Here is a 13,951-nt window from a genome sequence, read left to right as displayed (position 1 = left end):
CTTCCTGACGATTGACTGCCAGGCGGGCGCGCGCCGTCGCGCCGGATGCCGTAGCGGTGATGGTGGGGGTCGTGGGTTACCGCGCCGCCGGTTCACCTCGACGAAACATTGTCGTGTTGGTCACGACACTAAGTTAGGCGTTTCGATGTGTCCATGCCTTCCGGCGATTCAGCATCAACTTTCGTCGATCTGATCGAAAGTCGCCGGTCAGGCGCGGCGGTCGATCGCCTGTCCGGCCAGTGCGACGAGCGCCGCGCGGGCCTCGTCGGCCACCATCGCGCTCTGCAACGCGCCGAGCGCGGCCTCGGTCCGGACCCGGATCATCTGCTCGATCCGCGCCAGTGCCCCGGTCGCCTCGATGATCGCGCGCAGCTCCGCCGCGCCGTCGGCGTCCAGAGCCGGGTTGCCGAACAACTCCCGCAGCCGGATGGTCTGCGTCCGGTCGGCGGCGCTGCGGGCCAGCGCCATCATCACCGTGGGCTTGCCCTCCCGCAGGTCGTCCAGGACCGATTTGCCGGTGACCGCCGGGTCCCCGAAGACACCCAGCACGTCGTCGCGGAGCTGGAACGCGTCGCCCAACGGGTCGCCGAACTCGCCCAGCGCGGCGATCAACTCCGGCTCCGCGCCGGCCAGGGCCGCCCCGATCTGCAACGGACGGGTCACCGTGTACCGGGCGGCCTTCATCCGGATCACGGTCAACGCGCTGGCCACCGAGCCATCGCCCACGCCCGAGACCAGGTCCAGGTACTCCCCGGCGATCACCTCGGTACGCATCAGCGCGAACACGCCGTACCCCCGGTGCACCTGCTCGGTGCTCAGCCCGCACTCGTGGAACATCTGATCCGACCAGGCGGCGCAGAGGTCCCCGCAGAGCAGCGCGGTGTTGCGGCCGTACGCCTCCGGGTCGCCCCGCCACGCCGAACGGGCGTGCAGATCGGCGAAGAGCCGGTGCACCGACGGCTCACCCCGCCGGCGGTCGCTGCCGTCCAGGATGTCGTCGTGGATCAGCGCGAACGCGTGGAACAGTTCCAGGGCCGCCGCGGCCACCACGATCGGGGTGCCGTCGGCAGCCCCCGCGCCGCGCCAACCCCAGTAGCAGAACAGCGGACGTAACCGCTTCCCACCGGCCAGCACGAATCGTTGCAGCGCGGTGAACACGCCGCGCGGTGCCCCGTCCGGCCAGTCCGGGCCCTGCCGTTCGAGGAACCCGGCCAGCTCCACGTCGAAACGCGCCCGCAGCCCGCTCGCGTCGGTGGTCGCGACGGTAACTGTCATGCCCTCTCCCCTGGCCCGTCCGTACCGGCGGCGGCGCCCAGCCCGGCCAGCTCCAGCAGCAGCGCCTTGACGTCGGTGGCCGCGATCCGGTCCCGGGCGGCGCTCGGGTCGGAGCAGAGCAGCACCGGGGCGTCCGCCGGGTCGTCCGGCAGCCGACCGTGTGAACCGCGTACCGCCTGCGCCCCGGCGTCCAGGCCGACCGCGCTCATCAGGTAGCGCATGCCGAGCTTCTTGCGGGCCAGCGCCACCCCGGCACGAGCCTTCGCGGCACCGGGGTTGGCCGGATCGAAGAACAGCTCCGCCGGGTCGTATCCCGGCTTCCGATGAATCTCCACGAGCCGGGCGAAGTCCGGCGCTCGCGCGTCGTCCAGCCAGTAGTAGTACGTGAACCAGGCGTCCGGCTCGGCCACCAGCACCAGCTCACCGGCGCGCGGATGATCCAACCCGTGGGCGGCCTTGCCGTCGGCGTCGAGCACCTCGGCCACCCCGGGCAGCCCGGCGCAGAGCTTCGCCACCGCCGGCACATCGGCCGGATCCTTGACGTAGACGTGGGCGACCTGATGGTCGGCGACCGCGAACGCCCTCGACGTCCACGGGTCCAGGTATTCCATGCCGGCCTGCGTGTGCACCCGCAACAGGCCCTCGGCGCGCAGCAACCTGTTGACGTCCACCGGGCGGGACACGTCGGTGATGCCGTACTCCGACAGCACCACCACTGTGGCGTCCCGGGCCCGGGCGGCGTCCAGGAGCGGGCCGAGCACCGCGTCCAGCTCGGCTGCCGCCGCGGCGGCCTCGGCCGACGAGGGACCGAAGCGTTGCAGGTCGTAGTCCAGGTGCGGAACGTAGACCAGGGTCAGGTCTGGTGACACGTCGGCGAGGATCTGCTCCGCCGCCTGGCAGATCCACCGCGACGACGGCAACCCGGCCGTCGGCCCCCAGTAGGTGAAGAGCGGGAAGGTGCCCAGTCGCCCGGTGAGCGCGTCGTGCAGCTCCGGCGGGTCGGTGTAGCAGTCCGGCTCCTTGCGCCCGTCGGCGTAGTAGACCGGGCGGGGCGTCACCGTCCAGTTGACGTCCGCGCCCATCGCGTACCACCAGCAGACGTTGGCGACGGTGTAGTCGGGCTCGGCCCGACGGGCCGCCTGCCAGAGCTTCTCCCCGCCGACCAGCGCGTTGTGCTGCCGCCACAGCAACACCTCACCCAGCTCCCGGAAATACCATCCGTTGCCGACGATCCCGTGCCCGCTGGGCGGTTCGCCGGTGAGGAAGGTGGACTGCACCGAGCAGGTCACCGCGGGCAGCACGGTGCCCAGCTCGGCCCGGAAGCCGCCGTCGGCGACCCCGCGCAGCCGGGGCATGTGCGCCAGTAGTCGTGGGGTCAGCCCCACCACGTCGAGGACCACCAGTCGCCGGCTCATCGCGTCACCCCCATGCTCACGGATCGCTGTGCGGTCAGGCCGAGGCCGACCAGTTCGTCGCGGGCGAAGGCCAGCTCCGCGGCGATGCCGGCGGCCAGCTCCGCGTCGGTGCCGGGCCGTCGTGCGGCCGGCAGCACCCCCCAGGTGTACGTCTCGACGTCGAGGTGGTCGCAGCCCGCGGTCGGGCCGTCGAAGAGCGCTCTCAGGGCCGCGCGGAGCACCGGAAGGGTCGAGCCGAGCGGTTCCTCGGGTGGTGCGTGCAGGGGCACGTGGTAGTGCACCCGCCACGGGCCGGGCAGCGCCTTGTCCAACGCCTCGTCCAGGTCGTCGGCCGCGTACGCCGGATCGGCCGGGTCGGCCAGGCCGGCGCAACCGACACCCCGGGTCTGGTGCAGGAAGCGTGGCTCCACCCAGCGGCGCAACGCGTCGGCCCCACCCTCCGGGTCCGCCGCCTCGACGGCCGCGGAGACCTGCACCTTCACCACGGGCAGCCCGGCCGCCCGCAGTCGTTCCAGTGCCTCGGCCGGCTCCTCCCAGGCGCACGCCAGGTGGGCCAGGTCGACGCAGACGCCCAGCCGCTCGGTGTCCATCCCGGACAGCAGCGCGGCGGCCTGGCCGGTGCTCTCCACCACGCAGCCCGGCTCCGGCTCGAAGGCGACCCGCACCTCGCGGCCGGTGTCGCGCTGCACGGCGGCCAGGCCGGCGGCCAGCTGGTCCAGCCGGCGTCGGGCCGCGTCGGCCCGGTCGGTGTCCCAGGGTTGCCGCCAGGCCAGCGGCAGCGTGGAGATCGAGCCCCGGGCGGCGTCGTCGGGCAGCAGGTCGGCGAGCACCCGGGCCAGATCCAGGGTGTACGTCAGGCGTTGCTCGGTCGTCCAGTCCGGGTGGTACACGTCCTGCTTCACCACGGGGGCCTGGAAGGCCGCGTACGGGAAGCCGTTGAGGGTGACCACCTCCAGCCCGCGCGCGCCCAGCTCGGTGCGCAGCCGGCGGCGCAGCGTCGGGTCGGCGGCCAGCTCGGCGGCGACCGGCGCGGCCAGCCACAGGCCGAGCCCGAGCAGGTCGCTGCCGAGCGCCTCGCGGACCGGCACCGCGTAGGTGTCCAGTTGACCGAGGATGCCGGCGAGGTCCTCGGCGGGGTGCACGTTGGTGCAGTAGCCGAGGTGGACCGTGTCGCCACCGGCATGTCGCAGCCGCATCAGCTGCCGCCGCGCAGGATCGAGTTGCCGGTCTGCGGGTCCACGGCGGCGGTAACGTCCAGGTCGCTGAGGTCGAGCCGCCCCGACTGCCCGTAGAACTCCACCGGGTTGCGCCACAGCACCTTGTCGACGTCGTCGTCGCTGAAGCCGGCCAGCAGCATCGCCTCGCCGGTGGCCCGGGTCAGCAGCGGGTCGGAGCGTCCCCAGTCGGCCGCCGAGTTGACCAGCATCCGATCGGTGCCGTACTCGCGCAGCAGCTCCACCATCCGCTGCGGGGTCATCTTGGTGTCCGGGTAGATGGAGAAGCCCAGCCAGCAGCCGCTGTCGCGGACCAGTTTGACGGTCACCTCGTTGAGGTGGTCGACCACCACGCGACCCGCGTCGATGCCGGATTCGGCGACCACGGCCAGGGTCCGCTCGCATCCGCGCGCCTTGTCCCGGTGCGGGGTGTGCACCAGCGCCGGCAGGTCGTACGCCACCGCCAGGGCGAGCTGCGCCGCGAACGCCTCGTCCTCCTCCGGCGTCATCGAGTCGTACCCGATCTCGCCGACCGCCACGACCGCGTCCTTGTCCAGGTAGCGGGGCAGCAGGTCGAGGACCGGACGGCAGCGCGGGTCGTTGGCCTCCTTCGGGTTCAGCGCGATGGTGGCGAAATGGCGCACCCCGAACTGCCCGGCCCTAAACGGCTCCCAGCCGATCAGCGAGTCGAAGTAGTCGGTGAACGAGGCGGCGCTGGTGCGCGGCTGGCCCAGCCAGAACGCCGGCTCCACCACCGCGCGTACGCCGGCGGCGGCCATCCGTTCGTAGTCGTCTGTGGTGCGTGAGGTCATGTGGATGTGGGGGTCGAAGATGCGCATTCACGCCTCCCGGGGCAGTGCGGCGGTGAGCCGGTCGAGCAGGTCGGTGGCGTCGGCGGGCAACTCCCGGCCGGCGGCATGCCGTTCGGCGGCGAGCGCGGCCAGCATCGCCGCCAACTCCCCGTCCGCCCGGGTGTCGAGGTCGGCCACCGCAGCGAGGGGGACGCCGCTGAACACGCACTTGAGCACCGCCTGCCGCCAGGCGGCCGGGGCGAGGTGCTGGGCGTACGGGCCGAGCGCGGCGGCGACCAGCCGGGTGTCGTTGGTCCGGATCGCGTCGTGCAGCAACGGCACACCGGCGGCGCCGATCGGCAGCAGCGGCAGGGACCGCAGCACCGCCCGGCGCTCGGCCGCGTCGCCGTGCTGGTAGAGGCGCTCGGCGTACGCCGCGTGGTCGCCGGGCAGGCTGGTGAGCAGCAGCACCCGGGCCGCGTCGTCGGCGGTCCAGCCCGGGGCGTCGGGCAGCGCGGCCCGACCGCAACGCCGGCCGGCGGTGGGGAAGAGTCGGGTGATCGCGGTGGGCTCGGCCGTGACCCGGCGCAGCGCCGCGTCCAACCAATCGGGATCGGGTACGCCTCGCAGCGCGGCCCGTAGTGAATCCGGTGTCATCCCGTCTCCTTCCCTTGCTGCTACGCAGGCACCCCAGGTATGTCTGCGGGCACCTCGTCCTCCGTGCGGCCGGCCAGTGCGGCGGCGCGGAGAAACTCGATCGACCGGGCGGCCACGGCGGGTGCGGCGTGCGAGTCGCGGGGCAACTCCACCGCGACCAGCCCGCGATAGTCGGCTGCCGCCAGGGCCGCCAGCACCGGCGGAAAGTCGATCTCGCCGTCACCGAACTCCAGGTGCTCGTGCACACCCCGGCGCATGTCGTCGATCTGCACGTTGACCAGGTGCCCGGCCACCTCGGCGACGCACTGCGGCACCGGCCACGGCTCCAGGCAACGGCAGTGGCCGATGTCGAGGGTGATGCCGAACCGGGCCGGGTCACCGAGCGCGGCGCGCAGCCGACGCCAGTCGGCGATGTCCTGCACCAGCATCCCCGGCTCCGGCTCGAAGCCGAGGGTGACGTCTGCGGCGTCGGCCGCGTCGACCACGCTGGCGCAGCCGGCCACCAGCCGGTCCCAGGCGCACTGCGGCGGCACCGCCTCAGGTCGGACACCGGCCCAGAACGAGACCGCCTCCGCGCCCAGGTCGGCGCCGATCCGGACGGCCCGGCGCAGGAACTCGATCCGTCGGGTCGGGTCGTCGTGCAGCAACGTCGGGGCGTGCTTCTGCCACGGGTCGAGCAGGTAGCGGGCCCCGGTTTCGATCACCACCGCCAGACCCAGCTCGTCCAACCGGCGGCCGACCGCGGCGACCCGGCGCGTGAGCCCGGGCGCGAACGGGTCCAGGTGATCGTGGTCCAGGGTGAGCGCCACCCCGTCGTAGCCGAGATCGGCGAGGACGCCGAGCGCGTCGTCGAGACGGTGGTTGGCGAAGCCGTTCGTGCCGTACCCGAGGCGCAACGTGGTGGCGTCGACGGCCGGCCGGGGCGCGGAGACGCTCACGTCGGGGAAACCTTCCGGGCCAGCAGTCGACCCAGCGGCGCGGCCGCCGCGACGGCCACCCCGAGCAGACCGGCTCCACCTCGCGCGGTGAGCGCCCCCTGGAGGGCCGGCAGCCCGGTGATCCCGGCGCCGACGGCGGCGCGAACCCGCCCGGCCGACGGGTCCCGGACGACCTCGACCTGAGCCGCGCCGTAGCGGGCGGCATACCACCCGGCCAGCACGGCGGGCAGCGCGGCGACCCGCCGGGGGGCGACGACGGCGGCACTGGCGGCGACCACCGCGGTGCCGGCGAGGGTGCGCATCGGCAGGGCGGCATCGGCGCCGGTGACCTCCCGGCGGGACAGCGCGGTGACCGTCCAGGTGTGCGCGGCGACGGTCACCGCAGCCGGCAACGCCCTGGTCACCCGGCCACTCGACGCGCCGAGCAGCACATCCAGCCCCCGGCAGGCGGCCATCACGGCCGGACCGGCGGCGGTGTTCTTGGCCAGCAGGTCGTACCCCCAGATGGTGGCGGCCAACGGCACGGCCAGCGCGGCGGCGCGGCGACCGCCCACGGCGGCGGCCAGGCCCACGCCGGCGGCCGTGAGGCCGGACGCGAGACCGACCGCGGCGGCCGGGGTGACCCGCCCGCTGGGGATCGGCCGCTCGGGCCGCTCGACGGCGTCGAGGCGTCGGTCGGCCCAGTCGTTGGCGGCCATGCCGGCCCAGTAGAGCAGCACCGAGGCGCCGGCCAGGGCGGGGGTACGCGGGCCCAGCGCGCCGGCCGCAGCCGCTCCGGCGACCACGTCACCGGGCACCGAGAGGGCAGCCGGCGCCCGGACCAGCTCGGCGAGGTCAGCCAGCGTGGTCATGGCCGCTGTCCCCGCCGGCGTGCAGAAGTCGGGCGAACTCGGTCAGCCGGGCCCACTGCTCGCCCAGCGAGTGGCTGGGTGTGCCGAGCGGGTCCTTGAAGAAGAAGCCCAGCTCGGTCAGCGGCCCCACCTGCCCGGCGGCGTGCGCGGCGGCGGTGAGCCGGGCGAGGTCGAGCACCAGCGGCGCGGCCAGCGCGGAGTCGCAGCCGTGCCAGGTGAACTCCATCCGCATGCCGGTGCCGAGGAAACCCGCGAAGGTGATCAGATCCCAGGCGGTCTTGAAGTCGCCCAGCTCCTCGACGTACTCGATGCGCGTGCCGCCCTGCGGGACGTAGCCCAGCGTCTCGCCGAGCACCCGTTGCTTGCTCTGCACCTTCGCCGCGTTCGCGGCCGGGTCGGCGAGGGTGGCGCCGTCGCCACCGCCGAGGAGGTTGAACCCGGACCAGGAACGCACGTCCAGGTTGCGCATCGCGAACATCGGCGCGAGCACCGACTTGACCAGGGTTTCCCCGGTCTTGCCGTCATGCCCGGCGTACGGCAGTCGGGCCTCTTCGGCCAGCGCGGTCAACGCCGGCAGCCGCAGCCCGGTGGACGGGGTGAAGTCGACGTACGGGCAGCCGGCCAGCAACGCCGCGTACCCGTAGAGGGAACTGGCCGGCAGCACCTCGTCCGGACCGGCGAGGGCGGCACGCAGCGCGTCCGGATCGGCGTGCCCGGGGTGCGGTTGAGGGGCCGGCTCGGTGGCGGAGACGTTGACCACCACCACCCGGTCCAGCTCGTGCCGCTCACGAAAGCCGGTGAGGTCGCGGACCACGGCGGCGGCCCGATCCGCCTGGGTGGCGCCGACCGGCGCGGGGCGCAGCTCCTGCTCGACCGCGGACAGCTCGTCCCGGATCGCGGCGACCAGCCGCCAGGGGATGACACCGCTGTCGGCCAGTGCCTCCGCGCGCTTGCACAGCGGGGTGGTGGCCAGGTCGTGCCCGCCGAAGACGAGGTCGGCGAAGGCCGGCAGGGCGGGGCCGCGCAGCTCAGGCAACTCGGTCACGCAGCCGGTGGGCCCGGCCAGACCGGCCCGCAGCGCGAGCCCTCCGACGATGCTGGTGGTCGCGACGGAACCGCGCGCTCCTACCAGCCAGACACCTGTTCGCATGGTGCTCCTTCCCATCCAGGAGGAACCGTCGGTACTGCTAAATATAGGAATATCAGAATATGTTTCGGAAAGATACAGCCTTGTTGGATGCGCCCCGCCCGCCCGCCCCGCACCGGGACGACACCGGTTCCGGCGTCGGCGTCGGCGGCGCCGACGCCGGACCGATTCCCGGTACGGGTGCGAGCAGACGGGGCTGGTAGACAGGGTCGGGTCGGCGTCTCGACCCTGTCTCCCCCGCATCCGACCGGTCGGGGCGTTTGGCCTGCCCCGACCGGACGTCTCAGGCCGTGTTACCCACCACAGCACCGACCGCAGCACGACCCACCAAAAATCGGCGAGCGGATGCGGCACGGGTGGGGGCAACAGCGGGCGGTGCCATCAGGTCCTCTGGAACTCCACCGGTGGTGGCGGTCCTCCGGTGCGGCCGGGGAATCCCGGTCCGGTCGCACCGGACGACCGTCCTGCTCGTGCGCCACCGGGCCGTACGGCCCGGCTGCACACTCTCCGCTGCCGACCTCGTCCCGGCCACGGGGCGCAATCCGTGGCCAGTCCCTCGCCGGTCGGCTTCGGAGAGCCGGTCGGGCGACAGCGGTACGAACACCGCCGTCGCGCATGGTCAATGGTCAGACAGCCGCCGCGGTCAGCGCCGGTGCCACCTCGGTCCAGGAGGAGCCGAGCTCCGCCGAGCGGGTCACCGCGTCCAGCACCAACTGGACCTGCAACGCGTCGGCGAAGGAGGGAGTCGGGTCGACACCGTTGGCGACCGCCTCGATGAAGTCGCGCATCTCGTGCGTGAACGAGTGCTCGTAGCCGATGATGTGGCCCGGCGGCCACCACGCCGACATGTACGGGTGCTCGCCCTCGGTCACCAGGATGCGGTTGAAGCCCTGCTCCACAGCCGGACGCGTGGCGTCGTAGAACTCCAGCTCGTTGAGGCGCTCCAGGTCGAAGACCACCGTGCCCAACGAGCCGTTGATCTCGACACGCAGGGCGTTCTTGCGGCCGGTGGCGAACCTGCTCGCCTCGTACGTGGCCAGAGCGCCACCGTCGAGCCGGGCCACGAAGACCGCGGCGTCGTCGACGGTCACCGGCCCGGTGGGTGCCGCGTGGCCGTCCACCGAGGCCGCCAGACCGCTCGACTCGGCCGGCAGCGGCCGTTCCTTGACGAAGGTTTCGGTGACCGCGCTGACCCCGCTGATCCGCTGACCGGTGACGAACTGGGTCAGATCGATGATGTGCGCACCGATGTCACCGAGCGCGCCGGAGCCCGCCCTGTCCTTCTGCAACCGCCAGACCAGCGGGAACTGCGGGTCCACGATCCAGTCCTGTAGGTACACCGCACGAACGTGTCGAATCACCCCGAGCCGTCCGTCGGCGACCAGCTGGCGCATCATCGTCACCGCGGGGACCCGGCGGTAGTTGAACGCGCACATCGACCGCACTCCGGCGGCCCGGGCGACGTCCGCCGCGGCGGTCATCGCCCTGGCCTCCGCCACCGTGTTGGCCAACGGCTTCTCGCACAGGACGTGCTTGCCGGCGGCCAACGCGGCGAGGGCGATCTCGGCGTGACTGTCGCCCGGGGTGCAGATGTCGACCACGTCGATGTCGTCGCGGTTGATCAGGTCACGCCAGTCCGTGGTGTACGCCTCCCAGCCGAGCCGATCGGCGGCGTCGGCCACCTTCGCTGTGTCTCGGCCGCAGATCAACGCCATCCGGGCCCGCGCCGGCAGGTCGTACACGCGGTTCACGGTGCGCCACGCCTGTGAGTGCGCGGCGCCCATGAACGCGTAGCCGACCATGCCGACCCGCAGTTCTTTGTCTGTCGTGGACAAGGTGAGCCTCCCCCCGTGTGTCAGAACCCGAGCTTGTCGTAGCTGCTCGCGTTCTCCTTGGTGATCGTCTCGGAGGCGAGGGTCACTTCCTTGGGAACCTGCAGTTCCGTCAGGTCGCCCAGGCCCCGGCCCTGCGCGATGAGCCGCGCGAGGGAAATTGCCGACGAGGCCATCGACGGGTTGTAGGTGACCGTCGCCTTGAGCACGCTGTTGTCGGCCTTGATCGCGTCGATCGCGAGCTTCGAACCCGCGCCGCCGACCATGAAGAACTCCGACCGGTTGGCCTGCTTGATGGCGGCGAGCACACCAATGCCCTGGTCGTCGTCGTGGTTCCAGATCGCGTCGATCTTCGGCAGCGCCTGCAGCAGCTGGGCCGCCTCACGCTGGCCGCTGTCGGAGGTGAACTCGGCCGAGCGACGGTTGCCCACCTTGAACCCGTAGGTCGCCAGGGCCGCCGCGAAGCCGGCGCTGCGCTCGACGGTCAGCGGGATCTCCAGACCGGCGATCTCACCGATCACCGGGTTGGCGACGCCCTTGTCCTTGAGCTGCTTGCCGATGAAGTGCCCGGCCGACACGCCCATGCCGTAGTTGTCGCCCTTGATGACCAGCCGCGAGGCCAGCGCGTCGGGGAAGGCCCGGTCGAGGTTCACGATCGGGATGCCCGCCTGCATCGCCTGGAGGGCAACGGCGTTGACCTCCTTGCCGTCGTGCGGCAGCACGACGATGATGTCCGGCTTCTGGGCGATCAGCGTGCCGAGCGTGGAGCGCTGGGCCTCGGAGTTCGACCCACCGTCGACCTCCTTGAACTCCACGTCCGAGTAGGCCGCGGCCTGCGCCTTGGCGTTGGCGTGGATCGCACCCATCCAGCCGTGGTCGGCGGCCGGGGCGGAGAAGCCGATGACGACCTTCTTGCCCGGGGCGTTGTTGCCTTCGGCGTTGCCGGCGGCCTTGGTCTGGGTGCTGGCCGCCGGGGTGTCGTTGCTGGTGCAGGCGGTGAGCAGGGTGGCGGCGCCCACTGCGGCTCCACCGAAGAGCAACCGGCGGCGCGACACGTCGCGACTGTGCTGGGTCATGAACGACCTCCTGGGAGCGGGATTTGTGTCGGTGAGGGTGTACGAGGCCCGGCCACTGTCGAATTTCTCGACGTCGCCTGGGACAACGGTGCGGTGCGTCAGGTTGCGGTGGTGACCCTGTTCCGCGCGAGGAGCCGAGTGAAGGACTTGTACTGGAACTGCTGGACCAGGACGGCGGCGACGATGATGCCGCCCTTGACCATGTTCTGCGCCTCGATGGAGAGGCCGTTGATGGCGAAGAGGTTCGTGATCGTGGCGAAGATGATGACGCCGAGCAGCGAGCCGACGATCGTGCCCCGGCCGCCGCTGAGCAGCGTCCCGCCGATGATCGCGGCGGCGATCGCGTCCAACTCGTAGAGGTTGGCCATCGCCGCCTGCGCCGAGGTGGCCTGCGAGGTGAGCATGATGGCCGCGATACCGCAGCACAGACCGGACAGCGCGTAGAGGAACATGGTGTGCCGGCGGACGTTGATGCCGGCCAGCCGTGCCGCCTCCGGGTTACCGCCGACGGCGATGGTGCGCCGGCCGAAGGTCGTGCGGTTGAGCAGGATCCACCCGGCCACCACCACTGCGCCCAGGATGTAGACGAGGATCGGAATCCCGAGAACCTTGCGCGCCGCGATGTCGTTGATGAAGGTGCTGCTCGACACCTGGGTCTGCTTGTTGGAGATCGACGCCGCGAGCCCGCGAGCCGCCACCAGCATCGCGAGCGTCGCGATGAAGGGGACCAGCTTCCCGTACGAGATGAGTACGCCGTTGACCAGGCCGACGCAGATACCGACCACGAGGGCGGTGAAGATCATGCCGCCGGCGCCGAATTCCTGGGTGGCGACAGTGGTGCACCAGACCCCGGCCAGCGCGACGATCGCCCCGACCGACAGGTCGATGCCGCCGCCGATGATCACGAAGGTCATCCCGACCGTGACCACGCCGACGACCGAGGCGAGCTGCAGGATGGCGAGCACGTTGTTCCAGACCCAGTTCGGGTCACCGTAGAGCTCCGGTTTGGTGACCGCGCCGACCACGATGAGCGCGGCCAGCACCCCGATCAGACCGAGGTTGCGCTTGGCGCCGTCGCCACCGTCACCCCGCCACCACGAGAGTCGACCCGTGGATCCTGCCTTACCGCTGGCCACCGCCGTCTCCGCCGGGTCCACCGGCGGCGACTGCGCCGGAAGCTGCGGGCGCTCCGGTGTCGCGGTGGGAGTGGGAGTCGCGTCGCTCATGCCGGTGCGCCTTCCATCAAGGACCCCGCCATCACGAGGTCGAGCACTGTGTTCTCGTCGAGTTCGCCGGCCGCGGCCTCGCGGACGACCCGCCCTTCCCGCATCACCAGCACCCGATCGGCCAGACCGAGCACCTCGGGCACCTCGCTGGAGACCAGCAGCACCCCGACGCCCTGGGCGGCCAACGCCCGGATGACCTGGTAGAGCTCAGCCCGGGCGCCCACGTCCACACCCCGGGTCGGCTCGTCGAGCAGCAACAGCTTGGTGCCGCCGAGCAACCACCGCCCGACCACGACCTTCTGTTGGTTGCCGCCGGAGAGCGTGCGTACCGGCCGGTCGACGTCCCGGGGCCGCAGCTCCAGGCTCTCGGCGATCCGGTCCGCCTCGGCTCGTTCCTTGGCGGCGTCGGTGAAGCCCAGCCGCGCGTACCGGCCGAAGGTGGCCAACGTGACGTTGCGGTAGATGGGCTCTCCGAGCAGCAGCGCCTGACTCTTGCGTTCCTCCGGGGCCATCCCCATGCCGGCCCGTACCGCCGCGCCAACACCGGGACGCAGCACCCGCCCGTCCATCCGGACCGAACCGGCCTCCGCGAGACGAGCACCGTAGATGGTCTCCAGCAGCTCCGAGCGACCGGAGCCGACCAGCCCCGCGATGCCGACGATCTCCCCGGCGCGAACACTCAGCGAGACGTCGGCGAACTCACCGGCGCGGGTCAACCCCTCCACCTGGAGCAGATCCGCACCGGCGGGGTCGTCGGCCGGCCGATCCGGGAAGACGTACTCGATGGTGCGGCCGGTCATCCGGCTGACCAGGTCGCGGGTCGGGGTGTCGCGCGCCGGCAGGTTCGCCGCCGTGGTCCGGCCGTCCTTGAGTACGGTGACCCGGTCGCCGATCTCGCGGATCTCCTCCAGCCGGTGCGAGATGTAGATGACGGCGATGCCCTGCGCGGTCAGCTCCCGGATGATGCGGAAGAGGTTGCCGACCTCGTCGTGGGCCAGCACCGCGCTCGGCTCGTCCATGATGATCAGTCGGGCCTCGTGCGACAGCGCCCGGGCCATGCTGACGATCTGCTTGCCGGCGGCCGGCAGCGACCGGACCATCCTCCCGGGCGGGATCTCACCGTGGCCGAGCCGACTGAGGATCTGCCGAGTGTGCCGGGCCATCGTGCCGCGCCGGACGAACCCGAAGCTGCGGTGCTCGTGACCGAGGAACGCGTTCTCCGCCACCGACAGATCCTCGACGAGGTCGAGCTCCTGGTAGATCGTGGCGATGCCGGCCTTCATCGCGGCCTGCGGGTTGGTGAAGGTCGCCGGCTCGCCACGCCACTCCACCTGCCCGGAATCAGGCTGGTGGACCCCGGAGAGCACCTTGATCAGAGTGGACTTGCCGGCGCCGTTCTGCCCGAGCAGACAGTGCACCTCGCCAGCACGCACCTCCAGCTGCACGCCGTCCAGCGCGCGTACGCCGGGGAAGGTCTTGACCACATCGGTGAGGCGCAGGACCACCTCGCCCGCGACGGTGTCGGCGGG

At 71.9% G+C, this 13,951-nt stretch carries 12 protein-coding genes; all 12 read right to left on the bottom strand.

The window, feature by feature from the left end:
* Window positions 1–207: 207 nt before the first annotated feature.
* Window positions 208–1,275: a polyprenyl synthetase family protein gene (locus C7C45_RS21880; RefSeq protein ID WP_110565568.1), complete on the bottom strand. Its 1,068-nt coding sequence runs from the start codon at window positions 1,273–1,275 to the stop codon at window positions 208–210.
* A complete protein-coding gene (locus C7C45_RS21875; RefSeq protein WP_110565567.1) occupies window positions 1,272–2,690 on the bottom strand; it encodes an alkaline phosphatase family protein in 1,419 nt (472 codons plus the stop codon). The genes C7C45_RS21880 and C7C45_RS21875 overlap by 4 nt, the downstream gene beginning before the upstream one ends.
* On the bottom strand, window positions 2,687–3,886 hold the full coding sequence (gene eboE / locus C7C45_RS21870; protein ID WP_110565566.1) for a metabolite traffic protein EboE: 1,200 nt from the start codon (window positions 3,884–3,886) through the stop codon (window positions 2,687–2,689). The genes C7C45_RS21875 and eboE overlap by 4 nt, the downstream gene beginning before the upstream one ends.
* A complete protein-coding gene (locus tag C7C45_RS21865; RefSeq protein ID WP_110565565.1) occupies window positions 3,886–4,743 on the bottom strand; it encodes a TatD family hydrolase in 858 nt (285 codons plus the stop codon). The genes eboE and C7C45_RS21865 overlap by 1 nt, the downstream gene beginning before the upstream one ends.
* Window positions 4,744–5,352 carry an EboA domain-containing protein gene (locus C7C45_RS21860; protein WP_110565564.1) on the bottom strand — a complete coding sequence of 203 codons (609 nt, stop codon included), beginning with the start codon at window positions 5,350–5,352 and terminating at the stop codon, window positions 4,744–4,746.
* 20 nt (window positions 5,353–5,372) lie between these two features.
* Window positions 5,373–6,290: a sugar phosphate isomerase/epimerase family protein gene (locus C7C45_RS21855; protein WP_110565563.1), complete on the bottom strand. Its 918-nt coding sequence runs from the start codon at window positions 6,288–6,290 to the stop codon at window positions 5,373–5,375.
* On the bottom strand, window positions 6,287–7,141 hold the full coding sequence (locus C7C45_RS21850) for an SCO3242 family prenyltransferase (RefSeq protein ID WP_110565562.1): 855 nt from the start codon (window positions 7,139–7,141) through the stop codon (window positions 6,287–6,289). The genes C7C45_RS21855 and C7C45_RS21850 overlap by 4 nt, the downstream gene beginning before the upstream one ends.
* Window positions 7,125–8,291 carry an inositol-3-phosphate synthase gene (locus C7C45_RS21845; protein ID WP_110565561.1) on the bottom strand — a complete coding sequence of 389 codons (1,167 nt, stop codon included), beginning with the start codon at window positions 8,289–8,291 and terminating at the stop codon, window positions 7,125–7,127. The genes C7C45_RS21850 and C7C45_RS21845 overlap by 17 nt, the downstream gene beginning before the upstream one ends.
* 623 nt (window positions 8,292–8,914) lie before the next feature.
* Window positions 8,915–10,090, bottom strand: coding sequence for a Gfo/Idh/MocA family protein (locus C7C45_RS21840; RefSeq protein WP_425271162.1), 1,176 nt, complete (start codon window positions 10,088–10,090; stop codon window positions 8,915–8,917).
* Between the two features lie 53 nt (window positions 10,091–10,143).
* The gene (locus tag C7C45_RS21835) at window positions 10,144–11,196 is read right to left on the bottom strand and encodes a substrate-binding domain-containing protein (protein WP_110565559.1); all 1,053 of its coding nucleotides are present in this window, start codon (window positions 11,194–11,196) and stop codon (window positions 10,144–10,146) included.
* Window positions 11,197–11,294: 98 nt separating this feature from the next.
* Window positions 11,295–12,422: an ABC transporter permease gene (locus tag C7C45_RS21830; protein WP_110565558.1), complete on the bottom strand. Its 1,128-nt coding sequence runs from the start codon at window positions 12,420–12,422 to the stop codon at window positions 11,295–11,297.
* Window positions 12,419–13,927 (bottom strand): sugar ABC transporter ATP-binding protein, encoded by a 1,509-nt coding sequence (locus C7C45_RS21825; RefSeq protein ID WP_208641257.1) that lies wholly within the window; start codon window positions 13,925–13,927, stop codon window positions 12,419–12,421. Before C7C45_RS21825 ends, C7C45_RS21830 begins: the two co-directional genes overlap by 4 nt.
* Between the last annotated feature and the right edge of the window lie 24 nt (window positions 13,928–13,951).

The organism is Micromonospora arborensis (genome assembly GCF_003205615.1).
In the GTDB taxonomy this organism is placed as follows: domain Bacteria; phylum Actinomycetota; class Actinomycetes; order Mycobacteriales; family Micromonosporaceae; genus Micromonospora; species Micromonospora arborensis.
This window is presented reverse-complemented; position numbering and strand designations above follow the sequence as displayed.